18 protein-coding genes and 3 pseudogenes are annotated in these 17,865 nt (G+C 38.3%); 6 read left to right on the top strand and 15 right to left on the bottom strand.

Going from position 1 to position 17,865, the window contains the following annotated elements; translation table 11 throughout:
• Positions 1-131 precede the first annotated feature (131 nt).
• Entirely contained in the window at positions 132-740 is a 609-nt protein-coding gene (locus PGRAN_RS11430) for an HD domain-containing protein (RefSeq protein WP_036067230.1), read from the bottom strand.
• 87 nt (positions 741-827) lie between these two features.
• On the opposite strand from PGRAN_RS11430, the gene PGRAN_RS11425 reads away from it, so the two are divergent.
• The gene (locus PGRAN_RS11425; protein WP_036067229.1) at positions 828-1,601 is read left to right on the top strand and encodes an ABC transporter ATP-binding protein; all 774 of its coding nucleotides are present in this window, start codon (positions 828-830) and stop codon (positions 1,599-1,601) included.
• Between the two features lie 90 nt (positions 1,602-1,691).
• Here the strand turns inward: PGRAN_RS11425 and pepT are convergent.
• Together pepT and PGRAN_RS11415 are read right to left on the bottom strand one after the other, a co-directional pair.
• A pseudogene (gene pepT, locus PGRAN_RS11420) lies at positions 1,692-2,923 on the bottom strand (peptidase T).
• Between the two features lie 47 nt (positions 2,924-2,970).
• The gene (locus PGRAN_RS11415) at positions 2,971-3,498 is read right to left on the bottom strand and encodes a DUF1697 domain-containing protein (RefSeq protein WP_077914673.1); all 528 of its coding nucleotides are present in this window, start codon (positions 3,496-3,498) and stop codon (positions 2,971-2,973) included.
• Between the two features lie 72 nt (positions 3,499-3,570).
• Here PGRAN_RS11415 and PGRAN_RS11410 point away from each other — a divergent pair.
• Positions 3,571-4,327: pseudogene (locus PGRAN_RS11410) on the top strand (exodeoxyribonuclease III).
• Positions 4,328-4,417: 90 nt separating this feature from the next.
• Here PGRAN_RS11410 and PGRAN_RS11405 read toward each other — a convergent pair.
• The 5 genes from PGRAN_RS11405 to PGRAN_RS11385 all read right to left on the bottom strand — a co-directional run bounded on the left by PGRAN_RS11405 (position 4,418) and on the right by PGRAN_RS11385 (position 8,470).
• On the bottom strand, positions 4,418-5,485 hold the full coding sequence (locus PGRAN_RS11405; RefSeq protein ID WP_036067227.1) for a glucosaminidase domain-containing protein: 1,068 nt from the start codon (positions 5,483-5,485) through the stop codon (positions 4,418-4,420).
• Between the two features lie 221 nt (positions 5,486-5,706).
• Positions 5,707-6,558 (bottom strand): glucosaminidase domain-containing protein, encoded by an 852-nt coding sequence (locus tag PGRAN_RS11400; protein ID WP_036067226.1) that lies wholly within the window; start codon positions 6,556-6,558, stop codon positions 5,707-5,709.
• A gap of 114 nt (positions 6,559-6,672) precedes the next feature.
• Positions 6,673-7,161, bottom strand: a complete 489-nt coding sequence (locus tag PGRAN_RS11395; protein ID WP_206537368.1) for a DUF3267 domain-containing protein — start codon at positions 7,159-7,161, stop codon at positions 6,673-6,675.
• A 253-nt stretch (positions 7,162-7,414) separates the two neighbouring features.
• On the bottom strand, positions 7,415-8,029 hold the full coding sequence (locus tag PGRAN_RS11390) for a GyrI-like domain-containing protein (RefSeq protein ID WP_036067224.1): 615 nt from the start codon (positions 8,027-8,029) through the stop codon (positions 7,415-7,417).
• A 246-nt stretch (positions 8,030-8,275) separates the two neighbouring features.
• A complete protein-coding gene (locus tag PGRAN_RS11385) occupies positions 8,276-8,470 on the bottom strand; it encodes a hypothetical protein (protein WP_036067222.1) in 195 nt (64 codons plus the stop codon).
• Between the two features lie 70 nt (positions 8,471-8,540).
• Here PGRAN_RS11385 and PGRAN_RS11380 point away from each other — a divergent pair, with 70 nt between their 5' ends.
• From PGRAN_RS11380 to PGRAN_RS11370, 3 genes are read left to right on the top strand one after another with little or no spacing between them, the layout of a single operon-like run.
• Complete coding sequence (locus PGRAN_RS11380) at positions 8,541-9,182, top strand: uracil-DNA glycosylase (protein WP_036067220.1); 642 nt, start codon at positions 8,541-8,543, stop codon at positions 9,180-9,182.
• 60 nt (positions 9,183-9,242) lie between these two features.
• Entirely contained in the window at positions 9,243-9,692 is a 450-nt protein-coding gene (locus PGRAN_RS11375) for a DMT family transporter (protein WP_036067218.1), read from the top strand.
• 12 nt (positions 9,693-9,704) lie between these two features.
• Positions 9,705-10,172: a DMT family transporter gene (locus PGRAN_RS11370; RefSeq protein WP_036067216.1), complete on the top strand. Its 468-nt coding sequence runs from the start codon at positions 9,705-9,707 to the stop codon at positions 10,170-10,172.
• Positions 10,173-10,291: 119 nt separating this feature from the next.
• Here PGRAN_RS11370 and PGRAN_RS11365 read toward each other — a convergent pair.
• Positions 10,292-10,892: pseudogene (locus tag PGRAN_RS11365) on the bottom strand (YdeI/OmpD-associated family protein).
• Positions 10,893-11,093: 201 nt separating this feature from the next.
• Between PGRAN_RS11365 and PGRAN_RS11360 the strand changes: the two are divergent.
• Complete coding sequence (locus PGRAN_RS11360) at positions 11,094-12,002, top strand: magnesium transporter CorA family protein (protein WP_036067215.1); 909 nt, start codon at positions 11,094-11,096, stop codon at positions 12,000-12,002.
• 51 nt (positions 12,003-12,053) lie between these two features.
• Here PGRAN_RS11360 and PGRAN_RS11355 read toward each other — a convergent pair whose 3' ends face one another.
• The 6 genes from PGRAN_RS11355 to nadE all read right to left on the bottom strand — a co-directional run bounded on the left by PGRAN_RS11355 (position 12,054) and on the right by nadE (position 17,848).
• A complete protein-coding gene (locus PGRAN_RS11355) occupies positions 12,054-13,382 on the bottom strand; it encodes a TerB N-terminal domain-containing protein (protein WP_036067213.1) in 1,329 nt (442 codons plus the stop codon).
• 46 nt (positions 13,383-13,428) lie between these two features.
• A complete protein-coding gene (locus PGRAN_RS17040) occupies positions 13,429-13,983 on the bottom strand; it encodes a hypothetical protein (RefSeq protein ID WP_206537367.1) in 555 nt (184 codons plus the stop codon).
• Between the two features lie 34 nt (positions 13,984-14,017).
• Positions 14,018-14,359: a hypothetical protein gene (locus PGRAN_RS17035; protein ID WP_206537366.1), complete on the bottom strand. Its 342-nt coding sequence runs from the start codon at positions 14,357-14,359 to the stop codon at positions 14,018-14,020.
• Positions 14,360-14,746: 387 nt separating this feature from the next.
• Positions 14,747-16,291, bottom strand: a complete 1,545-nt coding sequence (gene guaA, locus PGRAN_RS11345; protein WP_036067212.1) for a glutamine-hydrolyzing GMP synthase — start codon at positions 16,289-16,291, stop codon at positions 14,747-14,749.
• A gap of 402 nt (positions 16,292-16,693) precedes the next feature.
• Entirely contained in the window at positions 16,694-17,002 is a 309-nt protein-coding gene (locus PGRAN_RS11340; protein ID WP_036067210.1) for a putative quinol monooxygenase, read from the bottom strand.
• Positions 17,003-17,020: 18 nt separating this feature from the next.
• Positions 17,021-17,848: an ammonia-dependent NAD(+) synthetase gene (gene nadE / locus PGRAN_RS11335; RefSeq protein WP_036067209.1), complete on the bottom strand. Its 828-nt coding sequence runs from the start codon at positions 17,846-17,848 to the stop codon at positions 17,021-17,023.
• Positions 17,849-17,865: the final 17 nt, after the last annotated feature.

The raw sequence follows: 17,865 nt of genomic DNA, 5'->3' as shown, positions 1-17,865 counted from the left end.
TCATATCTTATCATATAACTCATCAGCGTGTCAACAACTTATTTTTTATTAATATTTCGAAGCTCTCAAATCGAGAACTTTTTAAGTATATAATATATATTCATAAAATGCAACTGTTTTGTTTTAATTCATTAAAATTGTATATTGCATTCATTTTCAAGCTCTTTTAAGAAAGATATCAAGATACAATGCCTCGTGTCTGCCACTTCTTTCGCCGAACCTGTTTGAATTATGCCCTTTATATTTAAAAGCTTATCAAAAAAATGTTGGACACTCGTCGCCTCTTTATTTTCTGGATTATAGATTTGTCTTCCTTCAGACCCACCATACGTAAAGCATCTAGCAATTCCTATTGCTCCAATTGCGTCCAAGCGATCTGCATCTTGTACAATTTTTGTTTCTAAGCTAAGATCATGAGAATGACTCGATTCGTTGCTATATGAGATATTTTTTATTACATTCGAAATCATTTCTATTTCCATTTCGCTTAAATTATTTTCTCTAAGCCATGCTATCATTTGCCGCTCTGCTTCTTCTGGATATTCTTTTAGCTTTTTATCTGTAAAATCATGAAAAAGAGCCGCTAATTGAATGATCTTTAAATTACCACCTTCTTTACTCTGAAGCTGCGTTGCCATTTTATACACCCTATCAATATGATACCAGTCATGGCCTGTCACTTCATTTGCAAACTCTTGTTTAATAAATTCTTTCGCTTTCTCCAAAACTAGATTATTCATCTTATTACTACCTCACTTTATATTTCCAAATTTTCTAATACTTATGTAAAATAGATAAAAAGATAACACATTTTAGGAGGAGTCAGTTTGTTTAAATTCGATCAAGTATATTTAAAGCGTGATGAAAAATTTTTATTGCATGCTATCGATTGGGAAGTACATCATAAAGAAAATTGGGCAGTTCTTGGACTAAATGGATCAGGAAAGACTACGTTATTAAAATTATTAAACGGTTATCTATGGCCTACCTCTGGCTCTCTCACAGTTTTAGGGCGACGTTTTGGCGAAACTTCCTTACCCAACCTCCGTAAATCTATTGGCTGGGTAAGCTCGTCATTACAACAACAGTTAAAGGAGTATGATTCTGCTGAATCCATTGTACTGAGTGGCAAATTTGCTAGTATTGGCTTATATCAAAAAACTACTATAGAAGAAATGGCATTGGCCCGATCACTATTAGCAGACTGTGGTGGTAAAGAACTTATAGGTAAACCATATGCTGTTCTATCGCAAGGAGAGAGGCAAATTGTACTTATTGCTCGAGCTCTTATAGCAGAACCTAAGTTACTCATACTCGATGAACCTTGCACCGGTTTAGATATTTTCGCAAAAAAACGCCTATTAGAAAAAATATCCAAAATCTCAACACTACCACATGCACCAACAATTCTTTACGTAACACACCATACCGAAGAGATATTACCATGTTTCGAATATACACTGTTACTTCGAGATGGTAAAACCTACGACGCAGGGAAAACTACTGAAATGCTCACAGTGGATAATTTATCGTCTTTTTACAAGCATGATGTAGCAGTGATTTCTTTGGAGAATGGACAAGTCTCCGTATCTCCTAAATGAGTTAGACATGGGCTCTGTGGATTAGAGATATGCTACGAATCTCTCTCTAATCCATTGAGCCCTTGTTTTATAATAATATACTGCGCAACTTTAAGCTTCGTCCTCAAACAAGCGAGCTATTTCTATAATGACTTCTGTCGCCTTAATCATACTCTCAACGGAGATGTATTCAAATTTCCCATGATAGTTCTCTCCACCTGTAAAAATATTGGGTGTTGGCATACCTTTAAAAGATAACTGAGAACCATCTGTTCCACCTCTTATCGGGCGAATATCAGGTTCAACATCTAAATTTTTCATTGCTTTATGTGCCATATCAACTATTTCTTTGACCGGTTCAATTTTTTCTTTCATATTGTAGTACTGATCATTCATTTCTAAAATTATCTTATCTTCTCCATATTCAGCTTTTAATTGATTGGCTATGGCAATAAACTTTTCTTTTCTTTTAATAAATGAGTCATGATCGAAATCACGGATTATATAATAAGACTTAGCTAGCTCGACATCCCCATTTAAAGAAATCAAATGGTAGAATCCTTCATAGCCCTCGGTATGTTCCGGGACTTCAGATTCAGGTAAGTGCGCATGAAACTCCATTGCCATTTTATTTGCATTAACCATTTTATTCTTGGCTGTCCCAGGATGTACACTATTTCCTTTAAATATAAGTCTCGCTGCGGCGGCATTAAAGCTCTCATATTCCAATTCACCTAGAGGTCCCCCATCCATTGTATAGGCAAACTCAGCACCAAAAGTATCCACATCAAAGTGATGCGGACCACGCCCAATTTCCTCATCAGGTGTAAATGCTACTCGAATTCGACCGTGCTTTATTTCAGGATGATGAATCAAATGGTTCATTGCTACCATTATTTCTGCTATACCTGCTTTGTCATCAGCCCCAAGAAGCGTAGTCCCGTCCGTCGTAATAATCGTCTGCCCTTTATATGTAGGTAGCTCCGGAAATGCTTCTGGTGAAAGCACAACATCTAACTCTGCATTTAGCGTAATAGCATTGCCATCAAAATTTTCATGAATTTGTGGAGAAACATTCTTACCTGTCATGTCTGTCGCAGTGTCGATATGCGCTAAAAATCCAATTGTCGGTATATCCTTTGTAGTATTACTAGAAAGCGTGGCCATAACATAGCCATTACTATCAACAGTCACCTCCTCCATACCAATTTGCTTTAGTTCTTCTACTAGTATTTTGGCTAACTCCATTTGCCTGGTGTTGTTGGCACCGTTTCACTCGCTTCATTTGACTGTGTATCGACTTTTACATATCTGATAAAACGTTCGATTATTTCATTTTTCACGCCAATGACCCCCCCTATTTAAAATGTATCTCAGTATCAGTATACGCTTATTGCTTACTTTTTTCATTCATTTTCATTACGGTATTCCAATTTCTCGCTGTTGCCTTTACTTGCAGTGTCTTTTCGACGAATTTATTTGAAAACAAACTATCTGATACTCCTTCTGTCAGTGAAACATATAGAAACCTATCTATTATTTTAAATTCATCTTTATCACCTTGGCTTAGCTCTATAAGCCGAAGAACTGCATCCTCACTCGGTATCCTATCTAAGAAATGGAGCATCAAACGGTCACCTTGAAAGGCTTTAGCTCTGACCCCTCGTTCATATTCTTCTAACTGAAAAGCAACTGTTGGTACATCAAATTTAAGATGCACTTTAATAATATGTTCGATGTTCCTTTGAATGGCTTCGTAACTCTCTTCTTCGTGCTCAGCAATAATATTTCCAGTCTGGATATACGTTGAAACGTTCCGATATCCCTCGCTTGTCAATGCTTCTCTTAAGTCAGCCATCTTGATTCTACGATTCCCGCCCACATTGATTGCTCGCAGAAAAATTATATATTTCATCATCCACCTCCTGCCTCATATTATACCGAATAATTAATATAAGGTATAATATTAGTAATTGGAGGAGTGATAAAATTGAAATTAATTTCTTGGAATGTGAATGGCCTTAGAGCTGCGGAGAAAAAAGGATTTATGGATTATTTCCAAACAGTAGACGCAGATTTATTCTGTCTTCAAGAAACAAAATTACAAGAGGGACAGATTGATCTAGACTTATCAGGATATCATGATTACTGGAATTACGCTGTGAAAAAAGGCTACTCTGGTACAGCTATTTTCTCTAAAATCGAGCCGCTTAACGTATACTATGGTTTAGACATAGAAGAACATGATCAAGAGGGCCGTGTCATCACACTCGAATTTCCGAAATTCTATATGATTACTGTGTACACACCAAATTCGCAAAATGAGTTGAAACGATTAGACTACCGAATGGACTGGGAAGATGCTTTCTTGGCTCATTTAAAAAAATTGGATAGCGTAAAACCTGTAATTGTTTGTGGTGATCTAAATGTAGCACACAAAGAAAATCGATTTAAAAAAACCCCAAGACAAACCGCAAAAATGCTGGATTCTCAGATGAAGAGCGTGGGAAGTTCACTGATTTGCTTGCCAATGGTTTCACCGATTCCTTTAGATATTTGCATCCAGACACAGAAGGTGCCTATTCTTGGTGGTCCTATCGGATGAACGCTCGTGCTAGAAATACTGGTTGGCGCATTGACTATTTCATCGTTTCTAACAGAATCGCTACTCATATAGAGAGTGCTTCCATACATGCTGAGATTCAGGCTCTGATCATTGCCCTGTTGAACTCACAATTACTATTTAAAGCTATAGTATTTATATTCGACGTATTTTCTTAAAATCCTTTAAAACACTAAAAAAATCTCGTACCCTTTTTATCGGATACGAGATTTTTTTATTTTAGTACTGGAGACTCAACCCAGCCTAGCCGTTTATCGCCATCATTAATGCGATACCAAATTTGGTTGTTAATTACAGCTTGTCTATCTACATGCACTTCCTCTAAAGCTACAAGTGTTCCTCGAGCAGTACTTGCATCGACTATCGGAAACGCATAAATTTTTCCATCGGCTTTTTCAACACCTCGGATTAAATTTACTTCTTGTTCCATCGAAGTTGTGTACACAAGATTTAAGTCTGTAGCATTGATCCAACCAATATGAACGCCGTTTAAAGTGGCTTCATACCAAGTCGAACCATTGCTTACTTTCGCTCGGTTAGTCAGCCGTAAGTTTTTGCCTTTATACTTAGACAGGGATGCTTTTTCCGTTGCGCCTTTTAGCGTATTTGGTAAGCTCCAGACCGTGCTTTGTGTATTTGGTTTCGCTTGTCCATATGCATAGATAGTTGTTTTTGCTGTGACTGTATCATAAACTTGGTCATACTTGGCAAGCCCGTATGTTTCTACAGTTTCAATAAGCTGTTCGGCATAATTAGGATCCGTTGCATAACCACCATCCTCAATAATCTGTGCCGCTACTCGGTAATCCTCTTCGCCGACCAAGCTTGCATATTTGTTTGGGCTCCACGATGGTCCGTTAACAAATAGTAGCGCGTGATCCTCTAGCGACTCATAATAACTCGGGTAAGCACGGAAGGCTGCATCAATTGTCGTCCAGCTATTATTATAAAATTCTTTCGTATTCATCGTGATAGATTGGCCTTCGTAGCTACCTTTAATTCCAAATAAATTATTGGCTTGCTGCGTTAAACCACTGTTTCCCCATCCTGATTCTAGAATAGCTTGAGCAATAGTAACACTTGTTAAAATCCCCTGCTCGCGTTGTAGTTTCTGGGCATCTGGAACTATTTTATCAAGGAAATTTTGTTGGGAATTTGTGTAGCTTATTTGTGAATTATTTTCTCGTTCTGCCGCATATGTGCTAACAGGAATACCAACTGTGCCCATCATCATTCCAATGGTTCCTAGAATAGCTAAGTTGCGTTTGACTGATTTTTTCATTCGATTTATTCTACACTTCTTTCTGAAATTTTTTATAGTATTTTTGTTTTCATGTATCTTTTCAAATCAACAGGGTTCATTCTAGCAAAATTAGTGTTTCATTTAGGTTACAGGAACGTTTCATTTCTGTTTATAATATTACAACGGCTGTATAGACCGCTTTATAAAGCCAATGCGAACATATGTGTTTTTCTTGAACACATCAAAAAAACGCTCTAATTTCAGAGCGTTTTAATGCGAATCACATCTTTATTTACCCAACCTAGTGTTTTTTGATCCACTTTCAGCTGATACCATATCCTATTTCCAAGCTTCATTTCTTGAACAATTTCTAGCTTTTCATTTCCATATTTAGCTAAATTATTTATTTTTTTTGCGTTTTTTGTTCTCTGTGGGCTAGACCAAATTGCAGTGTCTTTTGTAATGATAGGCACCCCTATTAGATTGACTGCTTTCGTGTACACAATTGGATCATAAATTTTGTCGTATGCTTGCAAATCCTGTTGTTCGATAAGATCAATTAGCTTCGTAGCATATTCTGGATCAGTTGCATATCCTGATTTTTGCAAAGCCTGCGCAGCTGTTTTGTAGTCTTTAGCTTGGATAACTTCACGATATTTATTTTTGTCCCACGAGGTTCCTTTCAGAAAAAGTGCGGCGTGATCGTCAAGTGATTCGAACCAAGTTGGATACTTTCGGAATGCTGCATCAACCGTAACCCACTGATTATTTTCGTACTCCTGGGTTTGCATTGTCACAGAGTCTTGCTGGTACTCGCCCTTGATACCAAATAAATTCCGACCTTTCGTTGCCAGCCCACTGTCCCCCCAGTTAGACTCCAAAATCGCTTGGGCTAGAGTGATACTTGTCAAAATTCCTTCTTGATCTTGTATTTGTTGTGCATGTCCGGCAAGCAGTTCAATAAATTCTTGTTTTGGGTCGACATATGTTATTTCTACGGGGTCATCATCTTTTAAAAACAGCTTGTCAACTGCGATAAAAGCCATTCCGCCGACTAAAACGACTGCAAGTAAAATTCCAATAAGAAGTGGCGCTTTTTTTCGACGTCTCATTCTGTTTAAAAACCTACTTTCTATACCTTGATGCCCTTTTTATCCTATCCTCTCATTGTATACGAAAAGCTACCCCAATAGCAACCAACTTAAGACTGAGAAGCGTAATTTTAGTTATTTTTCTGACACAATCTGGATACCTTCTCTCGTATCTTTTATTTGTGCTTTTTTTGGTGCAGATGATATTAGTTTCATCGTGTATATATCTGCCATACAAAAACCTGAATGTGCAGTGATCAGCAAATAAATAGCCACAAGATCTACCGGAAATTCTAATGCTAAAATGACTAGAATTAGGGTTAAAAGAACACATGGGCCAATCGTAATAATCTGATACTGCCATTTTGAAAAAGATTGATTGGGACAGTTGAAATATAAAAACCCTTTTCGATGGCTCAACTTGATTTTATCATTACTGAATATCCAGAAAAGAAGTCCGTGGATAAGCTCATGGATAGTAAAAATAATATACAGTGCAATGCAAAATAGGATAATACCCCATACTGTAAAATTAATTGGCACTGATTCGCGTAAAGCTAGCACTGCGCCGACAATTAACATTATCACGATGAGAGCAGTGGCCATTAATTTAATGGTTTGCATTCTTTTTTTTGTCGTTAACAATGTTGTATTCTTTAGACAATGCTTGTGTTCTCATAACAAATCTTGACCTCATTTCTCACAATTCTTACTAACATACATGGCATTCCCTATGTCTATTATAGTATGAAAAATAGCTAGAAAACAATTATTATGTAAAAGATAAAAATAAAAAATCCGTCTTTCTTCTATATAGAAGTGGTTTCCCTATATAAAAAACTTTTTGCACCAGTCTCAATTTGGCGCAAAAAGTCGATTATTTATATTTAATCCGAAACCGTAATGTTGTTTTTAATTTTTCTGGGCTTACTTTGCTGGCGTCGGTCAAATAGATTTCTTTATGCGCTTTGCTCAAACGCTCTAAATTATTCGCCTCACAAAATGCCTCCATTTTGGCAAATGAAGCTGGTTCGTCATCGTAACTTCCGAGGTGCAACATTTGTAAGTTTAATCCTTCTGTTATTTCCTCTAATTCCAATTTGTCACGATGTTCAGCTGAAACTTTTTTTATGATGGCTTCTTTAGCAATTTCGAACAACTCTGGTGTCACAAAATCAGGTTGCCGAATCATGAGCTTGTAAATCAGCTTCTCTTTATCAAGCACCAGACTGCCCTTTTCTAAACTCCAAAAACCCTCCAGTGGAAATGCAGTATAATCATAGTATCCATCGGGTGTTATCCCTTTTTTAGGCAGCATTTTAATCGCGTAAGCAGTAGCGTATAGGGCTGTTACTAACTCCGAAAAAGCAGGTGCATTCGGATTTCCTTTGCCACAAATCGTGATGTATTTTACCGGACCTAGTTCGATGATTTCAGGATTTTCTTTTGGTAAATATATTTTCTTGTCATGTTTTCGCCATTCATATTTCATTAGTAGACTCCTTTATCGGGAAACAAGCTTCTGTTACCCAGTTTTCTGGATTTGGTTCGGTTGCAATAGATACGTGATAAATATTAAACATCTTGTTGCCTCCTCTTTACTTTTATACTCTTATCTTAGACCATGACATATGTGGAGAGTCAAGCGTCTTCTTCGTAACGGATGTTCACGCTAGGAAAGCGATTGGTTATTAGCCTAGCAAAAGTGGCCTGCTGAAAATAATAGCAGACCCTTTTTTTATTTGCGTTTTTCGATGATCCAGCTGCCCAACGCCCCTACTAAAAGAATCGCAAGTGACGGTACAGAATGATCTATGAAAAATGTCGTGAATGGGATTCCTGCGAATTGTAGTGCAAGACTCACTAACCTCCCAACTAGCAAAATAAGCCCGATAACCACTAATACATTGAAAAAAATCTTTAAAAAATGCATAGATAATGTCCTCCTTATTCTCCCATGGTATAATTTTATAGAAGAAAGTTCAAGTTTAGGAGTGATTGGCATGACTTATCCAAGAGAATTAATTGATCCTATTATCGCGAAAAATGCTGATTTCGATTTAGAAGGCTTTGTATTTGGGAATGGCGACTTCACGCCTGATATTATGCTTATCGGAGAGGCACCAGGTGAGGTAGAGATTCGAACAGGGATTCCATTTACTGGACGATCTGGGAAAGAGCTGGACAAAACATTGGCAATAGCGGGACTCACGCGGGATCAAATCTATATTACAAGCATTGTTCGTAGCCGCCCTTTTGGCAGAAAAATGATGATCGATAAAACCGGGAAGAAAATCGTCAAGCGTCCGAATCGCATGCCGAAAACGCAAGAAATTTTGCTACATGCTCCATTATTAGACTACGAAATCTCACAAGTAAAACCGAAACTGATCGTGGCACTCGGGGGATGCGCGCTAAAAAGACTAATCGATAATAAGATGACCATTTCAGAATCCCACGGGCGTGTTTGGCATGGCAAGATTAAACAGATTGGGTCTAATTCTAAATATGTAGCTTCTGAGCAAGAATATCATGTATTCCCAACGTTTCACCCTGCCGCTATTTTTTACAATCGAAAAATAGCGACCGATTTAATGACAGATTGGGAGAAGTTAAAAGAAATTTTGGCTAAAAAGACTTTTTAAACGACAGATCCGCACGTTTGTTCTATAATGAGACTACTATGAAAAAGGGGGATTCTTTGAATGACGCTACTTTTGATGCTAGCTGGTCTGATGGCTGGAATGACGATTCCGGTACAAACGGCCGTGAACTCGCGACTTCGCGGTTACACAAAATCACCTTTTATCGCCTCTTGGGTGTCTTTTTTAATTGGAAGCTTGATTTTGATTCTATTAGCACTTACTGTTGAACATGGTTGGACACTCGATTTGCATATGTTTGCGGTGAATCCGTGGTGGATTTGGTTTGGTGGCGGAGCGCTTGGTGTATTCTTCCTAACATCAAATATTTTATTGATGCCAAGACTTGGATCAGCCTTAACTGTTGTCATTACACTTTGCGGGCAAATGGTGATGGCGCTTTTGATCGATCATTTTGGATGGTTTAGTGTGCCGGTGCATGAGCTCAATTTGCCAAGATTAATTGGGATTGCAATGATGTTTTTCGGTGTTATTTTGATGCAACGATATTAAGGAGGGGTTTTAATGACAGCAAAAAGATCCAAATCGATGATCGCGTTTATGTGTATGGGGCTCGTCGCTGGGATGATGTCCCCCATTCAAACCTCGATTAACAGCCGCCTTCGCATTGCGGTAGATTCGCCCATCATTGCCTCGCTGATTTCTTTTTTAGTCGGGATGACTTTATTGCTAATCTTGTCGCTTCTTGTGGAGCGCAGATTAACATTCCAATTACACGGAGTTGGACGAATTCCTTGGTGGATATTTACCGGCGGCGCATTAGGTGTTATTTTTGTGACGTCGAATATATTGCTTTTACCACTCCTCGGATCGGCACTTACCGTGGTTTTAGCACTCTGTGGACAAATGATTATCGCACTGACTATCGATCATTTCGGTTGGTTCGGGATTATTCCACATCCAATTAATCGCTATCGTCTACTTGGCGTACTTTCCATGATTGGCGGCGTCTTATTAATTCAATGGTTTTAAAGCAAACGCTTCGCCCTTCCCAAGACTGGGTTGGGCGTTTTTGTTCTATTTTATTCTTCCGCTAAACGAGCGACAAAAAAAGGATTCCCTCGGCATGCTAGGAAATCCATTTTCTTCATTTAGTATCTGTCGTTCAACCCAATACCATCAAAAATCCGGTCCATATACTTGTCAATTCTTGAATCGCGGGTTTTCGATTGCTTCGGTGCTGAGAAGAATAGTAAATAGGCTCGTTGACGCCCTGGCGTTAGTTTCTCAAAGGCTTCTTTAAAAGCTGGTTGTTCTTCAAAACGATTTTGTAATTCTTCGGGAACCGTGAATTCCGTTTCCTTCTTCATTTCTACTTCCACGCCTGATTTCTCTACTTCGATGGCTTCATGAATATAAGCTTTGATAATCGGTTCCATTTCTGTGATCTCTTCCAAGTTTTTTAAAACGAATTTGGCGCGCTGCTTGCACATTCTCTGTTTGTTGAATTAGAATACCACTCGGATCCTTGAGCAAAACACCTTTCATAAATAAAAGCGCACAATACTCCTTGAAACCGTGGATCAGAACAATATTTCTGCCTTCATGCATAAAACAAATATTTTTCCACTTTATGTCCTCAGATAAGCCGCAATCAAGCGCAATTGCTCTTAATGTTTCGAATTCCGTCTTCCATCTCTTTGCTTTGCCTAAGTATTCATCCACTTTTGGGTTCGTTTCATTTTTTGCCATCAGGAGACACCTCACTTTAATTTGGTGGATTCGTTCGTCATTATGTCAATCCTAGAACTTATTTTCCACTTTCCCTGTTATTTTAACGCAGTTCGCGGGGTCTTGCAACATTTGCCGTAATAAGCTTCGACTTAGACTTTCTTTATTTAAATTTACTGCTATAATAATAGAGGGTTACGTGCGAAAGAGGGAGCTGATTTCATGATTACTACAATACCTTTTAATAATAATACGTGTGATTGGATTAATATAAATGTCGATAGTAGTGTTGAGTTAGAGCAGTTTTATAAGGATTATGATATTGATGATGAAGTGGTCGCTTATTCTTTGGATAGAAATGAACGTGCTCACTTGGAATATGATGCCGCGACGAATACCTTTGTTTTATTTTTCAATGTGCCTAATCCTGGGAAAATTGACAATCATTACGAGACGATTCCGATGACATTTTTAATAAAAGGGCAGCAATTGATTACGGTGACGAATAGCAAAAATCATTACGTAACGGAGAAGTTGAAAAATTATTTGGCTAACAATGATGCGATGAGCACGTTTAAATGCCTGTTTAGTTGCCTATTTTTAATTACTGATTCTTTTTTTCCATATGTAGAGGAAATGGATATTGATCGAAAAATCATCAATGACAAGTTAAAAGAAAAAACAACGAAGCAAAACTTGCTTTCATTATCTGATTTAGAGACAGGCATTGTTTATTTTGTTTCCGCTTCGAAGCAAAATCTTGTTTTACTAGAGCAAGTGAAGACGCATGTGGTTTATCGGACGCTCGATGCGAGTGAGAAGGAGCAGTTTGACGATGCGGTGATTGAGGCGAAGCAGCTAGTTGAGATGATGCAATTATCATCGCAAATTTTGCAACAGCTCTCTGGGACGTATAATAATATTTTGAATAATAATCTGAATGATACAATTAAAATTTTGACTGTATTATCGATTTTGTTAACTGTACCCACGATTGTTACCGGATTTTTCGGGATGAATATGCCTTTGCCGCTGGAGCATAATGCACTCGGTTGGGTGACGACGATCGCGATAAGCTTAGTTTTATGGTTTGTGCTTTCATATATATTGCGCAGATTGTTGAGAAGATGACGTGTGAAAACCTCTGGCGAATTTGTTGGAGGTTTTTATTATGAGATAAAGCTATTTATGGTTCTTATTTTTAAATTTTTGTTTTTCATTTAATTCAATAGCTTTGGCTAAACGTTCATTTAATCTTGGATTGAAAATAACATTTTTTATTCCTATTTTCAAAATTTCTACTTCATCACTAAAACGTTTTTGCTTCCGATACAGGACACCAAGTTTTTCATACAAAGCAGGTGCATCAAAATTGCCTTTTACCGAGCGCAATAGCCACTCTTCCGCCGCTTCATAATCTCTTTGCTTATAGTATTCAAAACCTTTCATTTCCTCTTCAAAACCATCCTTTATAGGCTCCTTGGACAATAAAATTCGTTCTCTTATCGATAAACCATCTTTTGGAATAAATATTGGTGGACTTTGTTTTTTTATTTGTTCAAAAGAAGAACTAGTTTTAATTTTTGCAACTCTACTTTTAGCAATTTCCTTTTTGGTCATATTATGAGCTTCTTTTAGGAGCAAATATATATCAGATTGAATTTTAGAATTCAAAAGAGTATTGGGATATTCAAACTCTCTATTGCTTATCGATACATTAGCCAGTACTAATCTGATTTTGGCCTTCGTATCTAGCGTTAGGGATTTATCCAAAACATAGTACTCTGAACCAAATTTATTTGTCAGTTGATCAGTTAAATTTCGCTGAAAAAGATCTTTATTAGATTTTATATATCTGTCATTAGTATAGCCAACTCCCTTAGCAAATACAATTAAATCTTCTGTGTTAAATTTCCCTATAAAGGATCCTTTCACCAAAAATAATAATTCTGGCCTTAGTGTATCCAAGTTCATTTTCAATAGAATATTAGGATCTTTTTTCTTCATCGCTGCATAAATTAGTGCATTATTAGAGTAAGTTAGGAAAGAAGAATTTTTGTGATGCCTTTGTAATCTCACAATCATTTCTACAGCCTCATACAAATCGTCATCTGAATATATTTTTCTTTCCAATCCATAATAAAAAACAAATACATAGCCAATATCTATATTCCTTTGAATATTAGTTAGAAAGAGTAAGTAGTGATATCTCTGCTCCGAGCTCATTTCATAATATGATGGATAGTAGCCCAAAGGTTCAGCAGAGCTGTTCATTATTGGAAGAGAGGTAATAATTTCAGATGGTTCAAAATTACTACTTGTTTCAATCGAAATGATAAGGTCCTTATGTTGAATTGGATTTTTTCTTATCATACTTCTCTGCTCAGAAATATACAGTAAACGTCGTACATTTAACGGAATAGCATTAACGTAGATATCTAACTTATTTTTATTTACAATTTTTTCTATTTTCATATTATCCTTATTTTTCAAGAAATCAAAAATGCCCATTTGCGTCCTCCTTCTAAAGCTGGTAATAATATTATTCTGATATTAATTATTTCGTAAAAATAACATTGTACACACCAAAACTTGAATCACTATCTGCTAATAGAAATTTCAAAGTTTTTGCATCCGTAATATCGTATTCAAAGTGGTGCGTAGTTATATCAGCACGAATATTTTCTTGATATTTTTTCTCTCCATTCAACTCAATTTTCAGCTTGCCGTCTTCCAGAGAACTGGTAGATTCATCTACCTTTCCAATATCAAATTCTATTTTAGTAAATTGATTATCTGTATTTAAAAGTGCCATGTTATTTAAAAAGCTATAGCCTTTAAAAACAAAACCATCATTTATAAGCTCTCCACCTACATGGTAATCTTCATCTGCATCCTCAAGAGAAGTATAATTCTCACCTCCGTATAGGATACCATATTGTTCCGCTAATGTTTGTTTCGTAATTTTTTGATTACCTCCAGATCCTATGTAGAGCGTTTTAGTATCTTCATTGTAACTTAATTCTTGCTTAATCAGATTTTTCAGTATATCTTCGTTATAGTATAGTGAATCATTGACATTTGCAACTGCAGTATTCCCATCTTCTTTCAATAAACCATTGACAACCAAAGATACTTTATTCACATCAGCGTAGTTTTTTTTGCGCTAAATCTTCATTCTTTTTGGCTAAATTATTTTGTTCTTGTACTTGCCCAGCTACGGTTGATTTCAATTCATTGTTTTCCTTTTTTAACCTTTCAATTTCTGATATTTTATTTTCATATTCAGGGAAGAAAACAGGAACCTTTTCTTGAGGTACCACTAACGGTATCGCAGTGAAGACAATGGCCGCATATGCAATAATAAGAGGAGATGCCTCTTTCGCCAAACCTTGCCCCTGTTTATAGTTAAATCTTAAGAACAAAAATACTGAAACAAATACTGCTAGTAAAATAATCAATATAAAAATAATTACAAATATACTCATTATAAATTTCCCCTTTTCATTGTAAGTAGTATTTCACTGAATCACTCAGACTAGGATTATAGTTACACTAAGCATATTTTCACCCCTTCTTCGCCATAATTATGCAATGCATTCTACAATATGGTAACATGTCCCTAGTTTTTTGTAAATAAGTTTATGATAAAACATCCCTTAGTCACTGTATTCACAAAATAAGTAGCTAAATTATTTATGGTTGAGAAATTACACCATTTTGGAATAGAGTGGCATCTAGGAAAAACTAGATCTTGAAATTTAAAAATCGAGTAGGGTTTGAGCCCTCCTATAAAATGTATTTTCCATTTGAATAATCCAAATAAAAAAGAGCCGAAAACCCTTGATACTAAAGGATTTTCGACTCACCTCTCTCTATTCCCACTCCACCGTCGCTGGTGGCTTACTTGTAATATCATACACGACACGATTCACATGTGCCACTTCGTTCACGATCCGCGTCGAGATCAACTCCAATACTTCCCACGGAATGCGTGCCCAGTCGGCTGTCATGCCATCAATCGAAGTTACCGCGCGGATAACAACGGTGTGATCGTACGTACGACCATCGCCCATCACGCCTACGCTGCGGATGTTTGGTAAGGCTGTGAAGTACTGCCAAATTTCGCGGTCAAGGCCTGCGTTTTTGATTTCTTCACGCAAAATATAATCGGAATCGCGGACGATTTCTAGTTTTTCTTCGGTAATCTCGCCTAATACCCGGATTCCTAGGCCTGGACCTGGGAACGGTTGGCGCCATACGATTGCTTCTGGCATGCCTAGTTCTAGTCCTAATGCGCGAACTTCGTCTTTAAATAGTGTATTTAATGGTTCTATTAGTTGGAACTGCATGTCTTCTGGCAAACCGCCAACGTTATGGTGGGACTTGATCGTTTGTGCTGTCGCTGTTCCGCTTTCAATTATGTCGGTATACAGTGTTCCTTGTGCTAGGAATTCCACGCCGTCAAGCTTCGTTGCTTCGTCATCGAACACGTAAATGAACTCGTTACCGATCGTTTTACGCTTTTGCTCGGGGTCGGAAACGCCAGCAAGCTTCGTCATGAAGCGTTCTTTGGCATCGACTTTAATAATGTTCATATTGAAATCGCCGTATAGTGTTTCCATCACTTGCTCTGCTTCGCCTTTACGCAATAAACCGTGATCAACGAAGATACACGTTAATTGGTCGCCGATCGCTTTGTGAATCAGAACACCAACAACAGAGGAGTCTACGCCACCGGAAAGGGCTAGCAATACTTTTTTGTCGCCAACTTGTTCGCGGATTTTAGCTACTTCCACATCGATGAAATTCTCCATTGTCCAATCGCCTTTGCAACCACAGATGTTTAGCGCAAAGTTCTTCAGCAACTCGTTGCCGTGAACAGAATGCTGTACTTCTGGATGGAACTGCACACCGTACATTTTACGGTCTTCGTTTGTGATTGCTGCAATCGGGCATGATGCGCTAGTAGCGGTGACTTCAAATCCTGCTGGCTCAGCAACAACGAGGTCTCCGTGACTCATCCAGACGATTTGATCGGTTGGTAGCGCTGCGAAAAGACGCGATGGCTTCTCAACGTTGATCGTCGCTTTGCCATACTCACGGTCTTTGGCGGGCTCTACTTTTCCAGCGAAATGATTCGTCATCAGTTGCATACCGTAGCAAATACCAAGAATTGGAACACCCATCTCAAATAGGTCTTCGTCGCAACGGAAAGCTCCTTCATCGTAGACACTATTCGGGCCACCAGAGAAAATAATTCCTGTTGGATTCAGTGCTTTCATCTCTTCCACTGTAATCGTGTGTGGGTGCAACTCGCTGTATACGCCGAATTCGCGGATACGACGCGTAATCAATTGGTTGTACTGGCTACCAAAATCAAGAACGATAATTTTCTCTTGCTCTGTAAAATCTTTCATATTCCTTCACAAAACCCCTTTAAAATTTATTTATGTATGTTGCGCGTGTTTCAAGTCCTTCTCTTTATTGTAACGTTTGCCCTGCATTCTTGCAACCGTAAAACGAGGGTTTCATCAATGTGAGCGTTTGCTTTAAGATAACGTCTCCTCGCATCCTTCCGAACGATAAAGAGTCGATATTGGCACACGGAATTTCGAGTTCTTGTAAAACTGCTTCGGCATTTTTAAACTTGGGGGGAAATAAGGATAGCATCTACTTTTGTATAGGCTTGGAGTCGTATCGTTGTGATCGTGCCGGTTTTTTTCATTTTGGAAGCCTCCTTGGACACAACTTAAATAAATCGAGCGAATGCGAATGCTTTCGCTCGATTTCTGTATATCCGGGATATACGCCCTAAAAATTTATAATCCTTTTCCGCCGATGACATCCATGTTGATGCTTTTCTCAACGGATGCGATAAGTGGTTTAGCACGCTCGATGATAGCTTTTACTTCTTCGTTATCAAGCGATGCTTTGTGATGCCCTGAATCAGTCCAAACTTCGGTCACAATCACGGTTTCTGGATCGTCCTCGTTCACGCTGACCACGTATTGGATGCATGCGTTATATTGTTCAAGCCCCACCGCAACCTCTAGCAAAATATTGACGAGCGCTTTGCGATTTCCTGGATGGGCTTTGAATTTTGTGATTAAACCAAATGCGATTTTCATTGTCCTCTCCTCCTCCAACTATTTCTTCCAAAAGTCATCAAAGATTGTAATTGCCATATGGCGCTTATGTTGTGTTTTTAAATACCAATTCTCGATTTGAATCGCGGTCTCTGTTGGGATTTTTTTGCCTTCTAGGTAGTCATCGATATCCTCGTATGTGACACCAAGCGCGACTTCATCGGGTAGTGCTGGTTTGTTTTCTTCTAGGTCTGCGGTTGGTTTTTTCAAGTAGAGGTGTTCTGGGCAGCCAAGTGTTTTTAAAAGTGCCTTACCCTGGCGTTTGTTCAAGCGAAACAGCGGGTTGATATCCGTGCCGCCATCGCCATATTTGGTGTAAAAACCCGTGACGGCTTCGGCGGAATGATCGGTACCGACGACAGCGCCATGATGCATCGCGGCAATGCTATATTGCGCCTTCATCCGCTCGCGTGCTTTTTCATTGCCTTTTGCAAAATCGGAAAGCTCGATATCTGCAGCGTGTAATGTGGCGACGCTAGCATCAACGGCTTCCTTAATATTAATCGTCACCACGCGGTCAGCCTCAATAAAATGAAGCGCATCTTGGCAATCGGCTTCATCGAATTGTGTCCCGTACGGTAAACGCACAGCAATAAACTGGTAAGACTCATCTCCCGTCGCCTCGCGTAACTCGCTAATCGCCATTTGTGATAATTTCCCGGCAAGCGTCGAATCTTGACCTCCAGAAATGCCCAACACCAATGTTTTAAGGAATGGATACTTCGTCAAGTACGCCTTTAAAAACTCGATACTTTGGCGAATCTCGGCGGTTTCATCGATTTTTGGTAACACGTGCATTTCCGCGATAATTTGCTTTTGTAAACTCATTTTTCTGCCCCCTTCAC

Origin of the sequence: Listeria grandensis FSL F6-0971, from assembly GCF_000525835.1 — a bacterium.
Classification (GTDB): domain Bacteria; phylum Bacillota; class Bacilli; order Lactobacillales; family Listeriaceae; genus Listeria_A; species Listeria_A grandensis.
Note: the sequence above shows the minus strand (reverse complement) of the source record. Positions and strands in the feature narration are given on the sequence as shown.